The 24647-nt window shown below is 67.9% G+C and carries 15 protein-coding genes; 6 read left to right on the forward strand and 9 right to left on the reverse strand.

Features of this window, described 5'->3' with window-relative positions; all coding sequences use genetic code 11:
• Positions 1–146 precede the first annotated feature (146 nt).
• From QSJ18_RS19670 to QSJ18_RS19685, 4 genes are read right to left on the reverse strand one after another with little or no spacing between them, the layout of a single operon-like run.
• Positions 147–944: an ABC transporter ATP-binding protein gene (locus QSJ18_RS19670; RefSeq protein WP_286328346.1), complete on the reverse strand. Its 798-nt coding sequence runs from the start codon at positions 942–944 to the stop codon at positions 147–149.
• Positions 941–1993, reverse strand: coding sequence for a FecCD family ABC transporter permease (locus tag QSJ18_RS19675; RefSeq protein ID WP_286328347.1), 1053 nt, complete (start codon positions 1991–1993; stop codon positions 941–943). Before QSJ18_RS19675 ends, QSJ18_RS19670 begins: the two co-directional genes overlap by 4 nt.
• The gene (locus QSJ18_RS19680) at positions 1990–3021 is read right to left on the reverse strand and encodes a FecCD family ABC transporter permease (RefSeq protein WP_286328348.1); all 1032 of its coding nucleotides are present in this window, start codon (positions 3019–3021) and stop codon (positions 1990–1992) included. Before QSJ18_RS19680 ends, QSJ18_RS19675 begins: the two co-directional genes overlap by 4 nt.
• A complete protein-coding gene (locus QSJ18_RS19685; RefSeq protein WP_286328349.1) occupies positions 3011–4885 on the reverse strand; it encodes an AMP-binding protein in 1875 nt (624 codons plus the stop codon). Before QSJ18_RS19685 ends, QSJ18_RS19680 begins: the two co-directional genes overlap by 11 nt.
• A 67-nt stretch (positions 4886–4952) precedes the next feature.
• Here QSJ18_RS19685 and QSJ18_RS19690 point away from each other — a divergent pair, with 67 nt between their 5' ends.
• The 5 genes from QSJ18_RS19690 to QSJ18_RS19710 are packed head-to-tail and all read left to right on the forward strand — an operon-like array spanning position 4953 to position 13191.
• Positions 4953–8849: an amino acid adenylation domain-containing protein gene (locus tag QSJ18_RS19690; protein WP_286328350.1), complete on the forward strand. Its 3897-nt coding sequence runs from the start codon at positions 4953–4955 to the stop codon at positions 8847–8849.
• Positions 8846–10129: an alpha/beta hydrolase-fold protein gene (locus QSJ18_RS19695; RefSeq protein WP_286328351.1), complete on the forward strand. Its 1284-nt coding sequence runs from the start codon at positions 8846–8848 to the stop codon at positions 10127–10129. Before QSJ18_RS19690 ends, QSJ18_RS19695 begins: the two co-directional genes overlap by 4 nt.
• A 9-nt stretch (positions 10130–10138) precedes the next feature.
• The gene (locus tag QSJ18_RS19700; RefSeq protein WP_286328353.1) at positions 10139–11119 is read left to right on the forward strand and encodes an ABC transporter substrate-binding protein; all 981 of its coding nucleotides are present in this window, start codon (positions 10139–10141) and stop codon (positions 11117–11119) included.
• Positions 11120–11122: 3 nt separating this feature from the next.
• A complete protein-coding gene (locus QSJ18_RS19705; protein WP_286328354.1) occupies positions 11123–11770 on the forward strand; it encodes an isochorismatase family protein in 648 nt (215 codons plus the stop codon).
• Between the two features lie 23 nt (positions 11771–11793).
• Entirely contained in the window at positions 11794–13191 is a 1398-nt protein-coding gene (locus QSJ18_RS19710; protein WP_286328355.1) for a SagB family peptide dehydrogenase, read from the forward strand.
• 19 nt (positions 13192–13210) lie between these two features.
• Here QSJ18_RS19710 and QSJ18_RS19715 read toward each other — a convergent pair whose 3' ends face one another.
• Positions 13211–14188 carry an SMP-30/gluconolactonase/LRE family protein gene (locus QSJ18_RS19715; RefSeq protein WP_286328356.1) on the reverse strand — a complete coding sequence of 326 codons (978 nt, stop codon included), beginning with the start codon at positions 14186–14188 and terminating at the stop codon, positions 13211–13213.
• A 134-nt stretch (positions 14189–14322) separates the two neighbouring features.
• Positions 14323–17868, reverse strand: a complete 3546-nt coding sequence (locus tag QSJ18_RS19720; protein ID WP_286328357.1) for a non-ribosomal peptide synthetase — start codon at positions 17866–17868, stop codon at positions 14323–14325.
• 183 nt (positions 17869–18051) lie between these two features.
• On the opposite strand from QSJ18_RS19720, the gene QSJ18_RS19725 reads away from it, so the two are divergent.
• Complete coding sequence (locus QSJ18_RS19725; protein ID WP_286328358.1) at positions 18052–23130, forward strand: non-ribosomal peptide synthetase; 5079 nt, start codon at positions 18052–18054, stop codon at positions 23128–23130.
• Positions 23131–23233: 103 nt separating this feature from the next.
• Here QSJ18_RS19725 and QSJ18_RS19730 read toward each other — a convergent pair whose 3' ends face one another.
• The 3 genes from QSJ18_RS19730 to QSJ18_RS19740 all read right to left on the reverse strand — a co-directional run.
• Positions 23234–23623 carry a hypothetical protein gene (locus tag QSJ18_RS19730; protein WP_286328359.1) on the reverse strand — a complete coding sequence of 130 codons (390 nt, stop codon included), beginning with the start codon at positions 23621–23623 and terminating at the stop codon, positions 23234–23236.
• Positions 23623–24303, reverse strand: coding sequence for a hypothetical protein (locus tag QSJ18_RS19735; RefSeq protein ID WP_286328360.1), 681 nt, complete (start codon positions 24301–24303; stop codon positions 23623–23625). Before QSJ18_RS19735 ends, QSJ18_RS19730 begins: the two co-directional genes overlap by 1 nt.
• Positions 24300–24647: hypothetical protein (locus QSJ18_RS19740; protein WP_286328361.1), on the reverse strand; the 348-nt coding region annotated here is incomplete at its 5' end. The genes QSJ18_RS19740 and QSJ18_RS19735, both read right to left, overlap by 4 nt.

Below are 24647 nucleotides of genomic sequence, written 5' to 3' on the forward strand. Positions count from 1 at the left end.
ACTCCCCTAGGTTTGCGTTCCTCCCCCACCTACACCTAGCGGACGAACCCGAAAGTAGGGGACGAACAGTCCTCCCCTAGGTTTGCGTTCCTCCCCCACCTACACCTAGCGGACGAACCCGAAAGTAGGGGACGAACGTTCCTCCCCTAGTTTCGGCGCACCTTCGGCACGATCAGCGGGGTGTGCGATTCGGGATCGTCGATGATCCGGCAGTCCAGGCCGAAGACGTCGGCGACGAGCTCCTCGGTGACCACCTCGGCGGGTGGCCCTTCCGCGACGATCCGGCCCTCGCTCATCGCGATGATGTGGTCGGCGTAGCGGCACGACTGGTTGAGATCGTGCAGGACCGCGACGACGGTGCGGCCCTGATCCCGGTTGAGCGATCGGCACAGGTCGAGCAGTTCGATCTGAAACGCGATGTCCAGGAAGGTGGTCGGCTCATCGAGCAGGATCAGCGGGGTTTCCTGGGCCAGCACCATGGCGACCCATACCCGCTGCCGCTGCCCGCCGGACAGGCTGTCCACCCGGTCCCCGGCGAGATGCTCGATGCCGGTGGCGGCCATCGCCTCGGCCACCACCCGCTCGTCGTTGTGCGACCACTGCCGGAGGAATCGCTGATGCGGATACCGCCCGCGGGACACCAGTTCGGCGACGCGGATGTCCTCGGGTGCGATCGACGACTGCGGCAGCAGCCCGAGCCGCCGGGCCACCTCTTTAGCCGAATAGTCGGTGATCGCCTTACCGTCGAGCACGACCGTCCCGTGTTTCGGGGTCAGCAGCCGGGACAGGGCGCGCAGCAGCGTCGACTTGCCGCAGGCGTTGGGCCCGATGATCACGGTGAACTGATTGTCGGGGATCTCGACCGTCAGATCCTGGGAGATCATGGCGCCGTCGTAGCCGAGGGTGACGGCCTCAGCGCCCAGCCGCGTGCTGATCGTCGTCATCGGTCCTGCCTCAATTCGCGGTACAAGAGGTAACTGAGATAGCAGCCACCCAGACATACGGTGACCACCCCGACCGGCAGCACCTTCGGGGCGAACGCGCGGGTGGCGATGACGTCACTGATCACCAGCAGCGCCGATCCGGTCAAGGCGGTCGCGACGAGCGGGGTCTGTCCCCCGCCGACGAGGCGGCGGGCGATGTGAGGTGCGGCCAGGGCGATGAAGGAGATCGGTCCGGCGACCGCGGTCGCGGCAGCGGTCAGCGCGACGCCCAGGATCGGCAGCCCGAGCAGACTGAGACGATTCTCCGCACCCAGCGTGCGCGCCAGGTCGGGGCCGAGGTCGAGCACGGGCAGCCGGCGGGCCAGCACGGCGACGCCGACGATGAGCACGACGATCACGACCACCGCGGGCGTGACCAGATCCCAGGTCACGGTGCCGAGGTTGCCCGCACCCCACTGGGCGGCGTCCATCGCCTCGCCGAGATCGGCCCGCAGGATCAGCCAGTAGTTGGCGGCGGCCAGCATCGCACTGACCGCGACGCCGATGATCACCAGCCGAAATCCACCGACGCCTTGCCGAAAAGCCAACGCGTACACCACGAGTGCGGTCGCCAGGCCACCGATCAACGCACCGGACGCGGTCATCAGATAGCTGCCGGAGAACACCAGCCCGACGATGAGCGCACCGGTGTAGGAGCCGACGCCGAAGCCGATGATGTCCGGGCTGCCCAGCGGATTCCGGGTCAGCAGCTGAAAGATGGCGCCGGACAGGCCCAGCGCCGCGCCGAAGGCCAGTGCCGCGACCACGCGATGGGCCTGGAACTCGCGAATGGCCAGCCGGTCGATCGGGTCGCCGCCGCCGAACAGGGCGGTGACCACATCCCAGGGCGCCACCGAGTATTCGCCGGAACCCAGCGCCACCACCGCCGCGACCAGCGTGACGATGGTGAGGATCGTCGCGACCACGAGGGAACGCCGGTCGACGCGCATCGACAGCGAGCCGGCTCGCATCCGCAGCGTCGGCCGCCCGAAATCCACTGTCGGCTTCATCGTGTACCCACCGACAGCCTGCGCACCAGCAGGATCAGGACGGGGGCGCCCACGAAGGCGGTGACGATGCCGACCGGGATCTCGTCGGGCCGCACCAACACCCGCCCGAGGACGTCGGAGACGAGGACGAGCGCGGCGCCGCCGAGCATCGAGAAGGCGGTCAGCCACCAGCCGCCGACACCGAGCAGGAGCCGCACCGCATGCGGGACCATCAATCCGACGAAGCCGATCGGTCCGGCGGCCGCGGTGGCCGCGCCGCACAACAGGGTGATCGCCAGGACGGTCAGTAGCCGGATCCGCGGTACCGGGACACCCATCGCGGTCGCGAGGTCGTCGCCCATGGCGATCGCGTCCAGTGCCCGGGACAACCCGAGTGCGAGGATGCCGCCCACCACCACGAACGGCAACACCGCGACGAGTACCGACGCGTTGCGGCCCGCCAGGTCCCCGACCTCCCAGACCCGCAGTGCGTCAAAAGCATCCGGGTTGATGAAGGCGATGCCGCGGACGGCGCCGGTGAAGACGGCGGTGATCGCGATGCCCGCCATCGTCACCCGCACCGGGGTGGTCGGGCCGTGGCCCGCGGTACCGAGTGCGTAGACGATCACCATCGCCACCACCGAACCGGCGAAGGCGAACCACACATACGACCACACGCTGGTGAGTCCGAGAAATCCGATCGCGATGGCGACGGCGAGTGAGGCACCCGCGTTCACCCCGAGAATCTGTGGATCGCCCAACGGATTTCGCATCAACCGCTGAATCAGCGACCCGGCCATACCCAGTGCCGCGCCGACGACGATGGCGAGTAGGGCACGGGGAATCCGATGGCCGCGCACGGCTTCCTGGTCGAAACCGCCGCGGTAGTGGAACAGCGCATCCCAGACCTCGCCGACCGGCACCGGCCGGGACCCGACGAACAGACTGCCCCAGGCGAGGCCGAGCACGACGAGCGCACCGACCACCCACCACACCGCATAGACGCCCGCACCGCGCCGACGCGAGATGCGTGGTGGCTCAGTTCGCACGCCGCGTCTGCGCGGCGAGTACCACCGCGATCATCTCGTCGAGGGTTTCCGAGGTGGCCAGTGTCTCGAAGTCGAGACCGGCCGCTCCCTGCGCCCGCCACTTGTCCAGCAGCGCCATCAGGGCCAGGGAATCGATGCCCGTGTCGGCCAGCGCGGTCGACCCCGACAGTGTCGCCGGGTCGATGGCCAGTTTGCCCGCGAAGTCCGAGAGGATCGCGTCGTGCGGTGTCACCTGAGCGTCGGGAGTATCGACTGCGTCCTGGCCGTCGCGTTGTGCGTTCTTGCTGACCTTGCCGACGGCGGTGGTCGGGAACTCGTCGACGACGAGGATCTGGTCGGGGATCTTGAATCGTGCCAGTCCGCGTTCCCGCAGGTAGCCGCGGATGCCGAACTCGTCGGGCAGCGGTACCTGCGCACTCGTCGCGGGGATCACGTAGGCCAGAATCCGTTCACCGAGCCGATCGTCGGGCACCCCGACGACCGACGCGTCGCGCACCGCGGCATGGGTGAGGAGGTGGTTCTCCACTTCCTCGGGGGCGATCTTCTCCCCGGCCCGGTTGATCTGGTCCTTGTCCCGGCCGACGACACGCAGGTATCCGCGGTCGTCGCGGACGACGATATCGCCGGTGCAGTAGAAGCCGTCGTCGGTGAACGACTGCGGCGACTGGCCCGCCCAGTAGCCGCGGATCGTGTACGGCCCGCGGACCTGCAACGATCCTGGGGTGCCGTCGGCGACCGGAGTTCCGGTCGGGTCGACGATCCGCACCTCGTCGTCGGGACTGATCGGGCGGCCCTGGGTGCCGACGATGGTCTCCAGGTCGTCGTCGAGGCGGGTGTAGTTGACCAGCCCCTCGGCCATGCCGAAGACCTGCTGCAGCACGACGCCGAAGGCATCGGGCACCCGCTCGGCGAGGGCACGTGACAGCTTCGCGCCGCCCACCTGGAGCACCGCCAGCGACGACAGATCGTGTGCGGTGCGCGACGGCGAATCGATCCACGCGGCGACCAGCGGCGGCACCGCCGACAGCTGGGTGATGCGGTGCCGGGCGACGGCGGCGAACACGGTGGCCGCGTCGGGCGCCCCGACCATGACGATGTGCGCTCCGGCGTGGATCGCGCCGAGTACGCCCGGGGAGCTCATGGTGAAGTTGTGCGAGACCGGCAGCACCACACCGAAGACCGACTCGGGGGTGAGTCGGCAGATGTCGGCGCTCTCCCGTACCGAATACAGATAGTCGTCGTGGGTCCGCGGAATGAGCTTCGGCGTTCCGGTGGTGCCCCCCGACAGCTGCAGAAAGGCCAGTTCATCGGGTTGCGAGGAGCGTCCGGTTGAGGATGTCTGCGCGGTCCGGATCTCGGCCAGCGCCGTGGTCCCGGCCGGGCGTTCGGCTGCCGTCGCGTCGAGTTCGGCGACCACGACGGCGACGCCGGGGTGGCGTTCGCGGATGGTCGCGGCGATGTCGGCGAAGCGGGTCGCGCCGAAGGTGTCGACGGTGACGTATGCGTCGGCCTCACCGCGGGTCACCAGGTCGTCGATCTCGGCGACTCCGTGTGTGGCGAGGGCGAAGATCGGCACCAGACCGGCGTCGAACAGCGCGAAGACGACTTCGAGGTACTCCGACACATTCGGCATCTGCACCACGACGCGGTCGCCCGCGGACAACCCGAGACCGGCGAATCCGTGCGCCAGACCGTGTACACCGGCCTGCAGTTCGGCGTAGGTGAGTGACCGACGGTCGTCGGTCACCGCGGGACGCGACGGATGGGCCTGTGTGGCACCGGCGAGCAGGGCGGAATGCGTTTGCCCGATCCAATAGCCGCGCTCGCGGTAACGCAGGGCGAACTCGGGCGGATATACGGTCACCTGGTCGAGTCTATAGTCTGGGTAGCCTAACTTTCCTCTACCCCCGTCGAAGGTCGCCGAGTAACCGATGCCCGATCACCTGCCCGACCTGCCGACGCTGTCCGCAGCCCAAACCGCGATGTGGTTCGGTCAGCAGCAAGTGCCGGGGTCGTCGGTGTACCAGGCCGCCGAACGAGTCGACATCCGTGGCGAGTTGGACGCCGGGCTGTTCGTGCGGGTCGTCTCAGACTGTCTGGCCGAACTGGCCCCGCTGAATGCGCGTTACATCGCCGGCCCCGACGGACCTCGCCGCTATCCGGACGTACGTACGCACCGGGTTCCGTTGATCGAGGTCGACCCGACGAACCCCGATGCCGAGGCAGCCGTCACCGCCGTCATCGACGAGATGCTGTCGGCGGCACCCGGCGCCGAGGAGATCGGTGGGGTCATGCTGAGTGATCAGCGCCTGATCCGCCGCGCCGCCGACCATCACATCTGGATCCAGCGCATCCATCACCTGTGCATCGACGGATATTCCTTCGCCGCGGTGCTGCGCTGGGTGGCGGCACGCTATACCGCCCTACTCGACGGTACGCCACTTCCGAACAGTCCCTTCGTCGATGACGATCCCGACGCCCCTGTACCGGGACCAGACGCCGCCACCTTCTGGCGCGACTACTGCCGCGGCGACACCCGTCCGCCGAGCCTGGCCGGTGAGACGCACAGCGCCGCCGTCGACCGCGCCCACCGCATCTCCCGGAAACTGGCGGCGCGCACCACAACCCGCTACGGCTGGGCCGAGGCGACGCTCGCGGCTACCGCGATGTACACCGCGGCGTTGTCCGGCGAATCCGAGGTCATCCTGGGTATGCCGTGGGCCAATCGCCGAATGGGCCGCAGGCCGACCATGGAGCCCGCGGTCAACGTGCTGCCTCTACGCGTCGCCCCAGCCCCGACACAGACCGTCGCCGCCCTGATCGAGACCGTGACCGGAGAGATCCGAAAAGTACGACCGCACAGTGGGTATCGCGCCGATCAAGTGCGGCGGGACATCGGTGCGCTGGACACTGCGCACGCCCTGTACGGGCCGGTGGTCAACGTCAAGTTCTTCACCCCCGAACTCCGTTTCGGCCCTGCCGTCGGTACCGTCACCAACATCACGATGGGTCCGGTCGACGATGTCACCGTCACCGCATCACCGCAGTCCGACGGCGGCCTGATCCTCGAAGTCGAGGCGAATCCGCAGCGCTACAGCATGTCCGAGACCGTGGCCCATGCCGACCGGATCGTCGCACTGCTCGACGAGCTGTCCGACGCCGAGCCCACCACCGCCCTCGGCGCGCTTCGGGTCTCCACCGCGGCCGACGCCGTCGAACAGATCCACACGCACAACGACACCGCGCGACCGTTCCCGGATGCCACCCTCGGCGACCTGCTCCTCGCCACCGCCGACCGCCACGCCGATCGCACCGCTCTACAGTGGGGCACGTCGACCCTCACCTACCGCGAACTGATCACGGCAGCAGTCGATCTCGCCGGTCACTTGCGTCGCGTCGGCGCCGGACCGGATCGGATCGTCGCGCTTCGCCTGACCCGTTCCCCCGAGACCGTGCTCGCCATTCTCGCGACCATTCTGGCCGGCGCCGCCTATCTCCCCGTCGATCCCGAGCTGCCCGACGATCGCATCGAGTCGATCCTGGCGGATGCACAACCGGTGGCAGTGTTGTCCGCACCGCCCGGCACGTCGGCAGGCAACACCAGCTGGCGGTGGCAGAGCCTGTCGCTGCAGGTGACGCCGGTCGGCAGGGTTCAGGCACCCACCGATGCGGGCGCATCCACCGGTGACGCCGCATACGTCATCTTCACCTCGGGATCGACCGGACGTCCGAAGGGTGTCACGATCACCCACCGCAGCATCGTCAACCGGCTGCACTGGATGGACGAGACCTACCGACTGACCCCCGACGACCGGATCCTGCAGAAGACGCCGTATTCCTTCGACGTGTCGGTCTGGGAGTTCTTCTGGCCGTTGATCACCGGCGCCACATTGGTGGTAGCGGCGGCCGGCGCCGAGCGCGACAGTGGCCGCCTGGCCGCCGAACTCGCCGACGGCGCGATCACCGTCTGTCACTTCGTACCGTCCGCCTTCGCCGCCTTCCTCGAAGAGCCTGCCGCCACATCCATCTCCTCGCTGCGGCTGGTGATCTGTTCGGGCGAGGCCCTGCCGGTCACCACCGTCGAGCGCGCGGACGAGGTCCTCGGCCCGGATAAGGTCCGCAATCTGTACGGGCCGACCGAGGCCGCCGTGGACGTCACTTATTGGCACCCCGAGGCCACCTGGGATCATTCCGGTGTCCCGATCGGCCTTCCGGTGTACAACACTTCGGTTTTCGTGTTGGACAACGCATTACGCCCGCTGCCGATCGGCAGCATCGGCGAGCTGTATCTCGCCGGCGTCCAGCTCGCCCGCGGCTATCTCGGCCGGCCCGGTCTCACCGCGACCCGCTTCGTGGCCAACCCCTTCGCCCCCGGTCAGCGGATGTATGCCACCGGGGATCTGGCGCGCCGTCGCGCCGACGGCAACATCGAATACGTTGGCCGCACCGACGATCAGGTCAAGATCCGTGGTCGCCGTATCGAACTCGGTGAGATCGCCACCGCGCTGCGCGAGACGCCCGGGGTGTCACAGGCCGCCGTCGTCGTGCGCGGGTCCGGCCCGGCGGCGATCATCGTCGGTTATGCGGCACCGGAGTTCGGGGTGAACCTGCACAGCTACGAGTTGCGCTCGGCGCTGGCTCGGCGGCTGCCGGGATATATGCTGCCCGACGCCCTCGTCCTGCTCGACGCCCTACCGACCACCGCAAACGGCAAACTCGACCGGCGGCGACTGCCGGAGCCACAGCTCGGTTCTGCCGAGGTCGACAGTCCCGCAACACCGTTGGAGATGGCATTGGTCGCGATCTTCGCCGAGGTGACCGGACGCGACACCGTCTCGGCAACCGACAGCTTCTTCGAACTGGGCGGAAATTCACTACTCGCCGCACAATTGGCGGCCCGCACGAGTACCACCCTCGGCCGCGAGGTCACCGTCGGCGACATCTTCGCCGCGCCATCGGTGTCCGCACTGGCCCGCCATCTCGGCGGCGAGGCTGCCGCCGACCCGTTCGGCCCGATGCTCACGCTGCGTGAAGCTCCCCGTAGTGACGCACCCGCGACCGCCGCTCGGCGCGCTCCGCTGTTCTGCGTCCATCCGGCCGGTGGCCTCGGCTGGTGCTATACCGGACTACTCCCCGACCTCGACCGCGATGGCGCGGTGTACGCCCTGCAGGCGCCGGGGCTCTCCGGGGCCACCCCCGGCGAGGATCTGACCGAGATCGCCGCACGATATCTCGACGCGGTCGAATCCGTTGCCCCGCAAGGACCCATCCGTCTCCTCGGCTGGTCGGTCGGCGGTGTCATCGCCCACGAGATGGGGGTCCTGGCCCAGGCCCGCGGCCGCATGGTGGAGCAGTTGTTCCTCCTCGACGCCTATCCGAGCGAACTGTGGCAGGACCAGCCGCCGCCGTCGGCAGCCGAGATCCGGCGGGCCTTCCTGATCATGGCGGGCGTCGACGACGTCGCGTTGGATTCCGACGACGACATGGTCGCCGCCCTGCGGGGCGCACACACCGCCTTCGGGAATCTCTCGGGCACCCAGGTTCGCGCGATCGCGGGCACCGTAGCGCACTTCGCGACCCTGATGCGCGACCACGAGACCTCCGTCTTCGACGGCGACGCGGTACTGTTCCGCGCCACCGAAGGTGCGCAGGACTTTCTCGATCCGTCGGCCTGGACCGCCCACCTCACCGGCACACTCCGCCAGATCGACATTGCCACAACGCATCCGGGCATGGTCAGACCTCCGGCCCTGCGGTTGATCGCCGACGAGTGCAATCGGGCTCGGATGCGCGCAGACGATGTCGCCGACGTCGGGCCCATCCCATGACCCCGACCGAACTCCGCGCCGCGATCCTCGGCATGGGCGAATGTCATGTGCCCGCCGCGCAGGTCCACGCCGCCGTCACCGCCCACGGCTCCCCGATCCTGACCGACGACCCGGCCGATCCCGACCGGCAGCGCGCGCTCTTCGTCTGGATACCCGAGACCGGTCGTCAGGTCGACGGCGTCTATCTGTGGGTCAACCGGCTCACCGACAAGCGACATGCCGCGGCCGGACTCATGAACCGCTGTGCGGCAACAGATCTGTGGTTCGTCGAACTGACCGTCACACGCGGCGTGATGGCCACCTATCGCATCTACCCGTTCACCGCCGATGGACCGGGGGTCACCGACGGTCGGGTGCGCTACACCCGCGAGGTCGTCGGCCTGTCGCAGCCCGACCCGCTCAACGCCGCGCTGTCGGCCGGATCCAGTTTCGGCTCGGTCCTGCGCGGCTCCGACGCCCCCGACATCTCCCCGTGGCAGCACACCGTGCGGGCAACGGGGAGCGGCCCCGACACCGACGGCACCATCGACGCCGACGGTGTTCGCCTGCGGTACCGGCTGAGCGTGCCCCTGACCCCTCATGCCCCCCTGACCCCTCATGCCCCCCTGACCCCCCATGCCCCCCTGACCCCCCATACCCCCCATGCCCCCGACGATCCGCTCGACCTGCTGTTCGTCTTCGATGCCGAGAAATGGTTCGGCCGTCATCGGCTGCCCCAAGTCCTCGAACGCGCCCACGACGACGGCCGGCTGTCGCGTCGGTACGCAGTCCTCGGCGTCGAATCACCGTCGGACCCCGCTGTGCGGCTGAGTGTTCTGGGCGGCAATCGTGCAGTCCTCGACGCCATCGCCACCCGCTTGCTCGACCAGGTGGCCGCGCAGCTACCGGTCCGTCCGGAGCAGCGGATCGTCGCCGGTCAGAGCCTGGGCGGGCTGGCCGCGCTGACGCTGGCCGCCTGGCATCCGTCGGCCGCCGACACCGTACTCGCCTATTCCCCCTCGGTATGGTGGCATCCCGGTCTGCGCAGCCGGCCCGCCGACGTCTCCGGACCCCAGCACTGGATCCACGACCAGCTTCGCGCCGCAGACGCACCCACCCGGCTCCGGCTGGCCGTCGGCGACTACGAGGAAGAACTGGCCCCCAACGTCGCCGCACTCGCCGCCACCGCATCCGAGGTCGGATTTCCGACCGCGTTCCACCGCTATCCGGGTGGCCACGACGACGCCTGGTGGGCGTCCTTGCTGCTCGATGACCTCCGCTCCATCTCCCCCACCTGTTAGGAGTTGCCCATGCTGTCCCGATCGCGCACCTCGACCCGCCGGGTCGTCGCTGTCCTGGCCGCGGCCATCGCCGTACTCGGCGTCGTCGCCGGTTGCTCCGGTGACGACGCCCTCGAGCAGTCCGGGCCGACCCGCGACTACCGCGATGCGCGCGGCACCGTCGTCGCAATTCCGCAGACCCCGACGAAAGTCGTGACACTGTCCGAGATCTCACTGGATGCCGCCCTGGCCCTCGACGTCACCCCGGTGGGTACGACCAGCGCCCGCGGTCAGCAGTCCACCCCGGCCTACCTCGGTCAGCGTGCCGCCGACATCCCGATCGTCGCCTCCTCGGGCAGCCCTGATCTACAGAAGATCCTCAAACTGCGCCCCGATCTGATCCTGGTCGACGACACCACCGGTGCGAAGAATTCGATCGGCGAGCTGAGCAAGATCGCCCCGACCGTACAGATCGGCAAGTTCGTCGACAGCTGGCAGACCTATCTCGGTGCGGTCGCCGAAGTCCTGAATCGGCATCCCCAGCATCAGCAGGTCGTCGACAAGATCAACGCCCAGGTCGCCGAAACCAAGAAGGCGGTCGCCGCGCGGGCCGGTACAGATGCGCCGCTCACCGCGAGCGTGGTGCGCTGGGCGGCCAACGGCCCGACCATCATCGGGGCGCACTCGCTGTCCGCATGGGCCCTCGAGCAGGTCGGCATGACCCGGCCGAAGGCGCAGGCCGCCATCGATTCGACGAATCGTTCCGGCCAGCGCGTGAGCCTGGAGAACATCGACCTCATCGACGCCGACTACCTCTTCTTCGGCGCCCTCGCCGGCCAGGATCAGGCCCGCAAGGACCTCGCCACCGCCCGTGACCTGCCCGGCTTCACCGGCCTCGCCGCGGCCCGCGGCAACCACATCTATCCGGTCGACGGGGTGCCGTGGACCAGCGCGTCGGGACCCCTTGGACTGCAGGTGATCCTGAACGACATCGCGGCCGCGGTGCGGTGAGCCATGCCGCTTCCCGCGATCGCCCCTTATGACCTGCCCGATACCGGGCTGCTGCCCCCGCGCCGGGCAGGGTGGGCACCCGACCCACAGCGCGCGGTCCTTCTGATCCACGACATGCAGGAGTATTTCGTCAGCGCCTTCGACGGGGCGCCCATGCCGGAGGTGGTGGAGAACGTTCGTGCCCTCCGGGATGCCTGCGACCAGATGGGGATACCGGTCATCCTGTCGGCCCAACCACCGCGTCAGGCGCCGGAGCGGCGCGGGCTGCTCACCGATCTGTGGGGGCCGGGTATCGCCACCGACGAGGAGGCCGCGGTGATCGCGCCGCTGGCACCTCGGGATTCCGACGTCGAGATGGTGAAGTGGCGCTATTCGGCGTTTGTCCGTACCGATCTCGCCGACCAGATGCGGCGACTCGGACGCGACCAGCTCATCATCACCGGAATCTACGCCCATATCGGTTGCATGCTGACCGCGGCGGATGCCTTCATGCGCGACCTGTCCCCCTTTCTCGCCGCAGACGCGGTCGCCGACTTCTCCCGGGCCGAACATCTGCACACGATCGGTTATGTGAACTCCACCTGCGGCGCATCCCTGACCACGGCCGAGATCGTCAAGGATCTCACCGGTACACCACCGACGACTACATAGTGAGGGCAGGCTAAGCTACCGACATGGATCTGACCACCGCGACCGGATTCGTGACCACCTATGCCTTCACCGATGGGGTGCGTTGCCTGCTCGGCGGTGGCGGCGCCATCGTCCTCCCGGCGAAGGTCCGCCTCGACGGCCTGACCCCCACGCAGACCGACGCCATCCGAGCGCTCAACGCGGGCGCGCTGGCGGTGCCGGCCGACGCCGACGCCGACATCCGGCAACTCGTCGACCGCCTCATCGACCTGGGTGCGCTGCGCCTGCGGGTGTCGGTCCGTTCCGGGGATCCGGCGCAGGACCGGAATCTCTACTCGCTGATTCCTTTTCGTCGTCCCCCGGGCCCCCGGCCCGCGGTGTCCGTGGACACACCGCTCCTGTCCCGGTTCACGATCCTTCGCCGCACCGACCTCGGAATCGTGGCCGAGAATCCGGCGTCCTGGTGCGATGTCGTGTTCCACGACGCCGCTGCGCTCACCGCGATCACCGCACCGGTGCCGGGTGACACCCTCCCCGACGACGTCACCGCGCGACTGTTTGCCGACCTGTCCTGGGCCGCGATGGTGAGCACTGCCGGTGTCGAGGAGCGCGAGTTCGCAACCCGCAGCTGGAGTCCGCACGAGCTGTGGTTCCACCGCCGCAGTACCGTCGGCAACCGGGCCACCAGCTGGTCGGAATTCGGGCCGACCCGCTGGGCCGAATCGACCTTCGATCCGCTACCGGCCCGCCGGCCGGCGTATCCCGGTGCGGTCGTGGATCTTCCACGCCCTGACTTGGATGCGCTGCGGCTCGCCGACCGCACGCTGACCGAGGTGGTGGAGGATCGCCGGTCGGTGCGCTCCTTCGATGACGACCATCCCATCACGCTCGCGCAGCTCGGCGAGTTGCTGTACCGGAGCGCCCGTACCCGTGACGTCCGCACCATCGGACAAACTCGCGGAATCGACGAAGAGCTGCCCTCCCGCCCGCATCCGTCCGGCGGATCGCTCTACGAGATGGAGCTGTACGCGGTGGTGCGCACTAGCGACGGCCTGAAGCCCGGTATGTACCACTATGATTCGTTTGATCATGTCCTACGCCATGTCGCCGACTACGACCATCCGGCGATCGCCCGGCTGATCGCACCCGCCGCACTGACCTTGAGTGAGGGGCGGCAACCGCAGGTGCTGCTCATCGCGGCTGCCCGTGTCGGCCGCATCATGTGGACCTACGAGCAGATGACGTACGCCGTGATTCTCAAACACGTCGGCGTGCTCACCCAGAATCTGTATCTCACCGCAACCGCGATGGGACTCGGTGGCGTCGCACAGGGTTACGGGGACACCTCCGCCTTCGCCGAACTGACCGGCAACGACGAACTCGTCGAATGCAACGTCGGCAGCTTCGTCGTCGGCACCCCGGCACCGGGCCCTACCGACTGAGCCGAACCACCGCGACTCGTCAGTCGACGACCCGCAGCACCCGGATATTGCCCGACTCGGTACCGGCGACCAGTCGCCGATCATCACCGGGCGTCACCGCGATCGAGGTCAGCGGCTCACCTACGAAGGTCGAACATCGCCGCCCGGACCGCAGATCGACGACGATCACTTGTCCGGTCGTGGTCGCCGCGGCGATCCATCGCCCGCCGAGGACTGCCACATCGTCGACGAAGCCGGGTAGTGGCGCGGTGAGATCTGTTGCCACCCCGATCTTCTCGGGTCTGTCGAGTGGAATACGCAGCACCCGGCCGGACAGGCTGGAGGTCAGGGTCACGTAAGCGACCCCATCGGCGATGGCGATTCCGTTCACGCCGGTGCCGTTGACCGTCGTCGTGGGTGCGAGATTCTTCGGAGCCCGCGCGGTCCACCCGCGGTCGATCACCCCGCGCGGATCGATGCGCACCACACCGAGGTTGCTGTCCGCGACGTACACCGCACCCCGCGCGTCGAACGCCAATCCGTTGGGCATCCCGAGGCCGGTCGCGAACACCTGCGGCAGTACGGGTTCCGGCCCGGTTCGGGCCGGCGGACGGAAGCGTAGAACGCGCCCGGTCAGCGGCAACCCGGGAATCATGTTGACCGTCGTGTCGCCGGAGGTGACGTACATGCGGCCATCGGGGCCGAGTCGGACAGCGCCGGGCGAATCGACCACAACCGATGCGGTCACCCGCCCGGCCCGGTCATAGCGCTGCACCACATTGCGCAGGGTCCGCGACACCCAGAGGTCACCGGATCGGTCGTAGCCGACGTTCTCCGCCCACCCCAGCACCGGCATCGGCGGCGCTATCCACACCCCGTTGTCGGTGATCGAACATCCGCCGCTCACGGCCGCCGGCACCCTCGCGCCCGGAGCCGCGTGCGCGCCTGCCGCGCCGAGCATCGGGGCGATCAGCCCACAGGTCAGCGCGGCGATGCCGGCCAGAATCCCCTTCTTCATCTGCGGCAGCCTAATCGACGTCGCAGCACCTGGGAACCCCCTCGTCGTCGCAAGAAGGGCCTGCGAAGAATCGGGGTACGCCGGGGGCGTGGGGACACCCCGGCGTACCCCTCGCGTGCAGTCGCCTGCGAGTCTCAGTCGATCGCGGCGGCGCCGACGGCTTCGTCGTCCATCGCGGCGATCTCCAGGTACACGGCGGCAACCTGCTCAAGTCGTCCCGGCCGTTCGTCGGTCTCGTCGATCCGGTGCGCCAGCGCCCGGACCGTCTTGGTGCCGAAGATGTCGGCGACCCCGACATGCGGCGCATCCAGCCAGTCCCGGATGCGTGCCACCACGGTCGTCGCAAGCACCGAATCCCCGCCGATGGCGAAGAAGTCGTCGGTGACGCCGATCTCGGTGACCGGACGCGCCAGCACCTCCCCGACGATCGATGCCAAGGCTTCCTCCAAGGCGGTCTCCGGCGCGACGACCTCCGCCGCCGAAGCACGCTGAGCGAGCAGAGCGGTCACCGCCCGTCGATCGGATTTCCCGTTGGAGGTCAACGGGATCGCCTCGACGGTCTCCATCCGGGTCGGCACCATATAGGCGGGCAGGACCGCAGCCAGCTCCTGCTCGATCTGCGACACCAGCGAATCCTGATCGGGCAGGTCCCCGCCGGGGACGATCAGCGCGGCCAGGGTACGTACCCCGCCACCCGCGTCGACGACGGCGGCCACCGCGTGGCGGACCTGCGGTAGCGACCGCAGCGCACCCTCGACTTCGCCGAGTTCGACGCGGAACCCCCGGATCTTGACCTGATGGTCGGCGCGGCCCAGGAACTCGATGGTGCCGTCCGACCAGTATCGGGCGAGATCTCCGGTTCGATACCAACGGATTCCGTCGACTGTGACGAACCGTTCGGCGGTCCGTTCCGGGTCGTTGCGGTAGCCGTGGGCCACCCCCGCGCCGCCGACCCACAGTTCCCCGGTAACCCAGTCGGGACAATCGTTTCCGGCCGTGTCGACGACCCGACATCGCACGTTGCGCAGCGGCGTACCGAAGGGCACCGACGTCCAGTGCGCTGGCGGTTGCGCGATCTCACACACCGTGCCGTGGATGGCGATCTCGGTGGCGCCGCCGAGTCCGGCGAACCGCACGCCCGGCACCAGCGCGTGCAGCCTGCCCGGTAGGTCGACGCCGACCCAGTCGCCACCGAGCAACGCGGCCCGCAGCGAGGCGCCCAGCCCCCGCGGGTCACCCTCCGCCGCGGTCATCAGCATGTCGAGTGCGCTCGGCACGCAGGTGAGAATCGAAACCTGATGTCGCCGCAGTAGATCCGCCCAAGCCGACGGATCGCGGGCATCGTCGAGTTCGACCGCTACAACGGCCCCGCCGGCCGAATACAGCCCGAAGATGTCATAGACCGAGATGTCGAATTCGAGCGCTGCGACGGTCAGCGACCGATCGTCCTCGCCCACCTCGAACCGGTCGTTGATGTCGTCGATGGTATTCATCGCAGCCCGATGCGGGACCTCGACGCCCTTGGGGGTTCCGGTCGATCCGGAGGTGAACAGCACATAGGCGACGGCTTCGGGATCGGGCAGCACCGGCGCGTCCAATGCGGGGGCGAAGCCTCGGGCAGTAGATAGGTCGACGAGGGTCACCGACGCGGGAAGATCACCGGCGTCGAGCCCGGACCCGAGTACGTGACCGATTCCACCGGTGGTCAGGATCGTCTCCCGCCGGGCCGCCGGGTGATCGTAAGCCAGTGGCACCCATACGCATCCGGCGGCGAACACACCCAGGGTCGCGACCAGCTGGGCCGGCCCCTTGGGCACCTGGACGAGTACGGCGTCGCCGGTCTGGGCGCCGGCTGCACGCAGCGCCGCGGCGACCGCCAATGCCTGCGCAGCGAGCGCTCCGTAGGTACTCGACCCGCTGTCGGCGACCAGCGCGGTGCGGCCGGGCTCGCGCGCCGCCCGCGCGAAGAACTCCTCGTGCAGTACGCGTTTCGTCGAAGGCCCGGCGGTGTCGTTGACGCGTGCCCGCACCTGTGCCTGGGCAGCGGGTAGCGCGCCCAGGGCGGCGCCGTCCCATCCGTCACCACCGATCAACCCGTCGATCAGCCCGGTGTACCGCGCGAACATGTCGGCGACCACGCCGTCGGGGAAGGCGGATTCGCGGACATCCCAGTTGAGCAGCAGGCCGCCGCGCAATTCGGTGACCTGCGCATCGAGCACGACCTGCGGCCCCTGCGAGATGATCCACGACGGATCGCCCAGCCGGGTGAGGACGTCGTCGGAGAAGAGTTCACCCAGACCGAGTGCGCTCGTGTAGACGACCGGTGCGAGTACCTGTTCGCCACGATGGCGACCCAGGTCCCGCAACACCTCCAGGGCGCCATAGCTGGCATGGGAACCGTTGGCGTGCATGGTTTTCTGCATGGCCTGTGCCAGCTCCAGCACGTTCTGCCCGGGCACCAGATCGACGTCGATCAGTACCGACGAGCTGAAATCACCGGAGATCCGGTCGACGTCGGGATGGATCGCTTCCCGGTGGAAAAGCGGCACATTCAACAGGAATCGACGGTCACTCGACCACTGCCCGATGGTCGCCGCGAACGCAGCCGCGAGCGCGATAGCCGGCGTGACACCACGGCCGTGCGCACCGTCGAGCAGAGCCCGCTTCGACTCTGGGTCGATCCATCGGTGGTGCCTGACCACGCGATGCTCATCGCTCCCCGCATCGGGCCGACTCGGCAGGGTAGGCCCCAACGGCAGTTCCGGCAGCCGCTGCGTCCACCAGGCCTGATCGGCCGCCCGCGCGGGATCCGGATGGGTGGCCCGGTGCTGGAGGTAGTCGCGGTAGGTGATACCCGCCGCCTGCGGCTGCGCCCCGTCGTACAGCGCGACCAGATCGGCCAGCAGCAGCCGGTAACTCATCGCATCGGCGGCCAGCATGTCGATGTCGAAGTGGATGCGGTGGCGTCCCTCCGGCAGCAGTGTGACGGTCAGGTCGACAACCTCGCCGCTACCCACATCGAGAACCTGATGGCTCTTCGCGTCGCGTCGGGCGGCCAGCTCCCGGGCCAGCTCATCCGGTCCCGCGGCACGCAGGTCGTACTCCTGAAAGGGTTCCCGCACCGGCGATTCCAGGAACTGCTGGGTTCCGTCTGGAAGGAAGCGCGCCCGTAGCATCGGGTGCAGTTCGACCAGTCGCGCCATCGCGCTCCGCAGCCGACCGGGATCTATTCCGGCGCCGTCGAACTCGACGTACAGATGCGCCGCCACACCGCCCAGATCGGCCAGTTCGGTCCGCCCGATCCAGAACGCGTGTTGCATCGGAGCCAGCGGGAAGGGTGTCGAATCCGCCGACTGTTCCGCGTCGACCTCGGACACCGCCTCGACCATCGGCTCCCGTTGCCGAGTTGGGACCGGCTCGGTCACCGTCCCGTGTGCCGCCGGTTCGGGCGCGTCGGCCGCTGATGCGGCCACCCGCGCAGACCAGGCGGCCACCGTCGGCTCCGCAGCGAGCTGCGCAAAGTTGAGTCGGTGACCGCGTTTACGTAGGTCACCCGCAATCTTCATGATCCTGATCGAATCGAGGCCCAGGGCGATCAGGTCGTCGTCGTCGCGAATGTCCTCGGCGGCAACGCCCAGTGCTGCGGCTACGTCATTGCGGACGTCATGGTGCTCGGTCAATCGTGGGCCATCCTTTGGCTATTCTCCGCACCGGCAAGTTAAGGTAAGCCTAACCGACGTGTTGCGGTTGCGGAAAGGGGCCAGCCCCACCACTGCGACCCGCCCGCGCGTTGCCCAGGTCGTCGCCACATTCGGGCCACCGGAGTGTCGACGGCACCGAATATCCGAACTCGAAGGATCGCGATGACTGACGCCTTGACCGAGCGCCGCAAGCAGTTGCTGCAGCAGCGACTGCGCGAACAGAACGTGAAGGCCGCCGAATCCGAGGCGGCGTCGGGTCGCGTGCCCGGTGAGCCGGCACCTCTGTCGGAGGCACAACGGCGGATGTGGTTCGTGCAGCGCCTCGACCCCACCGACACCACTCTCAACGTCTGTGTCGCCTATCGGCTGTCCGGCGACCTCGACGCCGACCGGTTGCGCGCCGCGTGCGCCGCCGTCATCGCCAACCACGAGGTGCTGCGCACCACCTACGGAGTCGACGCCGACGGCGAGCCGTTCCAGGTCTCGCGAACCGACGTCGAACTGCCGTGGCAGGTGCGCGATCTGCGCGGAGCCGACGACCCGGACACCGAGCTGACGAAGCTGGCCGACACCGAGTTCGGCCGACCGTTCGATCTGACCGCGCAGCCGCCGGTGCGTGCCACCCTGGTCACCCTCGCCGAGAACGATCACGCACTGCTGCTCGTCGTGCATCATGTCGGCTGGGACGACGACTCCTGGCCAGAATTCTTCCGGCAGGTCAACGCTGGCTATCGGGGTGAACAGCTACCCGGTCCGGCCGCTCAGTACCTCGATGTCGCCCTCGGCGCGTCGGAAACCTCCGAGGCCGATCTCGCCTACTGGCGCAAGCAACTCTCGCCGCTGCCGGAACGGTTGGATCTTCCGGTCCGGGCGGGTGCGACGGTGCGTTCGCGGGCTGCCGCCACGGTTTCGGCGCCGCTCTCGCCCGCGGTCGGCCAGGCCGTCGCCGATCTCGCCCGCACTCACGCCACCACCACTTTCTCGGTCCTGCTCGCCGCCTTCGAGGCGACACTCTTCCGCTACACCGGCGCCACCGACTTCCTCGTGTCGACACCAGTCGTCAATCGCAGTGCCGGCGCCGAGCACCTGATCGGATACTTCGGCAACGCGGTCCTCCTGCGTGCGGACCTCGACGGCGATCTCAGTTTCGCCGATGCCCTCGACCGGACTCGCGACACCTGTGCCGGAGCCTTCGCCCACCAGCGCGCCGGTATCGACCGGGTCGTCCGCGAGGTCGGCCCCGAACGCACCGGTGGCCGGGACGCCATGTCCCAACTCGTCCAGGTGAGCTTCACCAGCCGCGGTGATGCCAACGGTTTCGACCTGCCCGGAGTGCGCGCCACCGAGCTGCCGCTGCACTCCCCGGTCGCCGCCGAGGAACTGGGTCTGCTGGTGGTCGCCGGTGACGCGGGGGCGCGTATCGAGGCAACCTATCTGACCGACGTGCTCTCCGACGAGCTCGTCGAGGACTTCCTCGCGCACTACCGCCGGCTTCTTGACCAGGTGCTGGCCGATCCATCGATTGCGCTGCGCGACATCGACATCCTCGGCGACGACGAGCGCCGCGCGATCTTGGAACGCTCCTACGGCCGACTTGTCGACACCGAGCCGACCACCATGGTCGAACTCCTCGAGGGGCAGGTCGCGGCCACCCCGACCGCCGACGCGGTTGTCTCCGACGCCGAGTCGCTGTCCTACACAGAGTTCAACGCACGGGCCAATCGTCTGGCGCACTGGATGATCGGACGCGGCATCGGCCCCGAGGATGTCGTCGCGTTGCGTCTGGCCACTTCGGTCGACTTCATCGTCGCGTCCGCGGCGGTCCTCAAGGCGGGCGCGGCATATCTGCCCATCGACCCCGCCTACCCGGCCGACCGGGTGGAGTATCTGCGCGCCGACGCCGCACCGGCACTGGAGCTCGACGAGGTGGGCTACCGGGCCGCGATCGCCGAATCGGCGGCCCTGTCCGCGACCGACCCGACCGACACCGACCGCGTCGCACCGCTACACCCGGCCAACACGGCCTACGTCATCTACACCTCCGGGTCGACCGGACAACCCAAAGGTGTTCCGGTGCCGCACAACGCGATCGCCGAACATCTCCTCGGCTTCACCGAGGAGTGGGAGCTCACCGGCTCCGACCGCGTGCTTCAGTCCACCTCGGTCAGTTTCGACGCGTCGTTGCTGGACATCTACGTCACCCTGACCGCAGGCGCAGCCGTGGTGGTTCCCAAGGCGAACGCCTACCGCGACATCCCCTACGTCGCCGACCTCATCACCCGGCACGGTGTGACCGTGCTGCACATGGTGCCGTCGATGCTGGCCACCTTCCTCGTGCTGCCCGAGGCGGCCGACTGGCGTTCCCTCCGGCATGTGCCGGTCGGCGGCGAGGCCCTGGCCGGTGAGGTCGCCGATCGCTTCGCCACCCAGTTCGATGCCAACCTGCGAAATCACTACGGCCCCACCGAGGCTGTCGTGTCGTCCTCGCATATGGAGGTCGTCGGTCCGCAGGGTTCGGGGATCGTGCCGATCGGCATCCCCAACCAGAACGTGCACCTCTACATCCTCGATGACTCGTTGCAGCTCACCCCTACCGGCGTGCCGGGTGAGATATACTTGGGCGGCAACCAGCTGGCCCGCGGCTATCTGCACCGGCCCGCACTGACCGCCGAGCGCTTCGTCGCCGACCCGTTCACCACCGGCGGTCGTCTCTACCGGACCGGCGACCTCGCACGGCGAAACACGCAGGGCCACATCGAGTTTCTGGGCCGTTCGGACGAGCAGGTGAAGGTGCGCGGTTTCCGCATCGAGCTCGGCGAGATCGAGACGCGCATCGTCGAACACCCCGACGTCGCACACGCAGTCGTCGTGGTCACCGAACATCGCGCCGCCGGCGCGGTGTTGTCGGCGTTCGTGGTCGCGGAGCCGAACGCCAGTCCCGACGCGGATTTGTTGAAACAATTTGTCGCCCAGCGCCTTCCCGAGCAGATGGTGCCGGCCACCGTGACATTCCTCGATGAGATCCCGCTGACCGCCCACGGCAAGCTCGACAAGCGTGCGCTGCCGGTGCCCGAGTTCGCCTCCGCCCCCGACTACCGCGCACCGCAGACTCCCACCGAGATCCGCATCGCCGGCCTCTACGGCACGCTGTTCGGCCGCGAGCAGGTCGGAGCGGATGATTCCTTCTTCGAGCTCGGTGGTCATTCGCTGCTCGCCGCACGCCTGATCACCATGATCCGCACCGAGTTCGGTATCGAACTCGACATGCGGGTGCCGTTCGACAAGCCGAGCGTCAGCGCCCTGGCCGGCCATCTCGTCGAGGCGTTCCGCGACGAGTTCGACATCGACCTCGACGAGTTCAGCGACGTCGGCGACACTGCCGAGACCACCACCGACGCCAGTGCCGGTACCGTTGCCGAAACCGAAGCGGGCCCCGGACCCATTCCCACCCCCCAGGTACGCCCCGACTACATTCCGCTGTCGTATTCGCAGCGCGCCTACTGGATGCAGCGGCGGATGGAGGGGGCGATCGACGGTGAGAACGTCACCTACCCACTGCGACTCGAAGGTCCGATCGATCGCGCCGCATTGTTCGCCGCGCTGGAGGATGTCGTCGAGCGCCACGAGTCGCTACGCACCACGTTCCCCGAACACGAGGGCACGCCGTATCAGCTGATTCATCCGAGCAGTCCGCTCGACATTCCGGTGATCGAGTTGCACGGCGACGAGCAGCGGCTCGACGAGGAGTTGTCGGCCGACGTCGCCTACGTCTTCGACCTGCAGACCGAGGTGCTGCTCAAGCTCCGCCTGCTCGTTCTCGACGACGACGACGCGGTGCTGTCGATCCTGATGCACCACATCATCGCCGACCGTCGCAGCTGCGAGATCTTCGCCGACGACCTGACCCTCGCCTATCGTGCCCGGGTGCGTGGCGAGGAGCCGGGCTGGACGGCCCCGCCGATCCAGTTTGCCGACTTCGCGATCTGGCAGCGTGAGGTCTTCGACCGGGGTCCGGATCGCGAGGTCAGCGCCGTCGGAGCTCGCAAGCTCGACTTCTGGAAGCAGGCGCTCGCCGACATGCCCGACGAGATCAACGTCGGCCACGATTTCCCGCGGCCGCAGGTGTTGGGCCGCAACGGGATCGGTACCGCACGTGTCGTGCCGGCGGCGGTGTGGCAACGTGCGCTGGAGACCGCGGAAGGCGTCGGGGCGACCGAGTTCATGCTGTGCCATGCGGTCGGCGCGACCACCCTCAACGCGCTCGGCGCCGGGGATGACCTGGCTATCGGCGCGGCCGTCGCCAACCGTCTCGGTGAGGCCACCGACGAACTGGTTGGCCTGTTCGCGAATGTGGTCGTCCTGCGCAGCAACCTGTCCGGCGACCCCACCCCGCGCGAACTGCTGTCGCGGGTCCGTGATCGCGCACTCGACGCGATCAGCCATCAGGGCGTTCCTTTCGAGCGTATGGTCGAGACCCTCAACCCGCAGCGTTCGCTGTCCCGGAATCCGTTGTTCCAGGTGATGATGCATGTCCGACACAAGGGCGCCCCGACACCGTTCAGCGAGGACGGTGCGACCACGTACCGTGACGTCGCCAAGTTCTACGAGGTGTCCTTCATGGACTTCCACTTCGACTACACAGTGGACCTCAACGGCGATCTCATCCTGCGCATCGTCGTCAACCCCGATCTGTACGTCGCGGCCACCGGTGAGTTCTTCGCCGACACCACCGTGAAGGTGCTCGAAGCCTTTGCCCACCAAGCCAATACTCCGCTGAGTGGACTGAATGTGCTCGCCGGAGACTGGGATACGGATCGCTCGGTGGTCCATCGGACCCCGGTGGCACCGACGGCACGCCCGGCCCCGGCCGCGCTCGACGCGCCGGCCACCGACACCGAGACCACCCTGATCGGGCTGCTGGAAGAGCTCCTGGAGATCGACGAGGTCGACCGTGAGGACGGCTTCTTCGCGTTGGGCGGCGACAGTGTCATCGCGATCCAGTGGGCCACCCGTGCGGCTGCGCTCGGGCTGCCGCTGACCCCGCAGATGGTGTTCGAGTTCGTCACCATTCACGAGCTCGCCGCCGCGGTCGACGATGCGATCGCCAATCCGCCCGCGGCGGACGACGCGACCGAGGAGGACACCTCCGAACCGGCGACCGCATCTGCCCCGATGTCGGTGTCCGGCCTCGGCGACGATGCTCTGGCCGCCCTGAAGAACTCCTTTTCGACGCGCAGCTGACGGCCGGCGAAAGCCGGTGTACCCGATGCGAATCGGTACACCGGCTTTTCTGCTGGTCGAGGAGCGACGTGAACCCCCTCCCATACTGCCATAGTCAGGGTCTCTACTCCGGGGCTGCCACCCATCGAAGGTCGGGATGCTCCGTCAGATGTGCGCGCAGTTCGCGGAGAAAGCGTTCGCGGACAGCGGCATCGACGGCGGCACGGCGTGTCTCGGTGACGCCGCGAACACGGGCGTCTGGATCGAGGTTGTACTCGTCTTCGAGGGCTTCGGCGAGTCTACGGCGAAACTCGGCTTGACGCGCGACCGGGTCGCGGCAGCATTCGTCGGCGTCATGCGGCCTGGTTGGGTCCGCGGCGCTGCGCGCATCATGCTCGCGCATCTCGGCCGCTTCCGCACGCAGACGGGCATGGAGCATATCGCTGTTCCGCTGCCGTTCGGCGAGCATCTCCGGAGTGATGAGCGCGGCGAATGGGTGATCAGGGTCGAGCATCACAGATCGTCATTCCCATGCAGCGGCCAACCAGGAGTCGGAGTCCTATCCCGATTGATGGGCGTGGAGTTACACATCGTGTTCTCCTGGTCAATATCCCAGTCATCCCGGATCGCATACCACTGCCCGAACACATTGCCGGTGGGCGCATGCCGCGGACCACGCTGATTGACCGGCGGCGGAGTCCCCGTGCGCTGGTAGGTCAGATACTCGATGCGATGGTCGGGCTCGTCGGCGTTGAACGGATTGACGTTCACCCAGGCACAGATAGTGGCAGTAGCCGTCGTCGGCGACCGCCGTTCAAAACGCAGCACCGCCCGCGTCGTATAGCCATAGTTCACTTCCCACGTCATGCCATGACTGTAAAAACGAGGATTACGACGACTCCGGTCCGCGGCCGCGAACCCTGGAAACGACCCCGTAGCCGTGCTGCCACTGATCGACGCGATCTCCTGCGCTTCGTCGAATGCCCGAATAAACGTGCCATCGGCGCGATTCAAATCAACAGCCGACGTCGGATTCCAATGCTCAACCCAATGCACATTCGCCGGACGCTCATACCCCGACACCGCCGACGGAGCCGGCGACGGCGGAGCAGGATCGCCCTGCCCCGAACAGGCCCCCGCCCAGGCCACCACCACGGTTGCCAATAGTGGTGCCGTGAACCACTTTCCGCTCACAAATCATCATTCCCATGCAGCGGCCAACCAGGAGTCGGAGTCCTATCCCGATTGATGGGCGTGGAGTTACACATCGTGTTCTCCTGGTCAACATCCCAGTCATCCCGGATCGCATACCACTGCCCGAACACGTTCCCGGTAGGCGCATGCCGCGGACCACGCTGATTAACCGGCGGCGGCGTCCCCGTACGGTGGTAGGTCAGATACTCGATGCGATGATCAGGATCATCCGCATTTGTCGGATTGGTACTGTCCCAGGTACAGATAGTGGCAGTAACCGTCGTCGGCGACCGACGTTCAAAACGCAGCACCGCCCGCGTCGAATAGCCATAAAACTGCCAGGC

This window comes from Gordonia heveisoli (assembly GCF_030315745.1).
Lineage (GTDB): Bacteria > Actinomycetota > Actinomycetes > Mycobacteriales > Mycobacteriaceae > Gordonia.

Coding starts and splice junctions, on each gene's coding strand:
- QSJ18_RS19670 (WP_286328346.1), bottom strand. CDS start 944: ATGACGACGATCAGCACGCGGCTGGGCGCTGAGGCCGTCACCCTCGGC.
- QSJ18_RS19695 (WP_286328351.1), top strand. CDS start 8,846: ATGACCCCGACCGAACTCCGCGCCGCGATCCTCGGCATGGGCGAATGT.
- QSJ18_RS19725 (WP_286328358.1), top strand. CDS start 18,052: ATGACTGACGCCTTGACCGAGCGCCGCAAGCAGTTGCTGCAGCAGCGA.
- QSJ18_RS19690 (WP_286328350.1), top strand. CDS start 4,953: ATGCCCGATCACCTGCCCGACCTGCCGACGCTGTCCGCAGCCCAAACC.
- QSJ18_RS19710 (WP_286328355.1), top strand. CDS start 11,794: ATGGATCTGACCACCGCGACCGGATTCGTGACCACCTATGCCTTCACC.
- QSJ18_RS19675 (WP_286328347.1), bottom strand. CDS start 1,993: ATGAAGCCGACAGTGGATTTCGGGCGGCCGACGCTGCGGATGCGAGCC.
- QSJ18_RS19705 (WP_286328354.1), top strand. CDS start 11,123: ATGCCGCTTCCCGCGATCGCCCCTTATGACCTGCCCGATACCGGGCTG.
- QSJ18_RS19730 (WP_286328359.1), bottom strand. CDS start 23,623: ATGCTCGACCCTGATCACCCATTCGCCGCGCTCATCACTCCGGAGATG.
- QSJ18_RS19715 (WP_286328356.1), bottom strand. CDS start 14,188: ATGAAGAAGGGGATTCTGGCCGGCATCGCCGCGCTGACCTGTGGGCTG.
- QSJ18_RS19700 (WP_286328353.1), top strand. CDS start 10,139: ATGCTGTCCCGATCGCGCACCTCGACCCGCCGGGTCGTCGCTGTCCTG.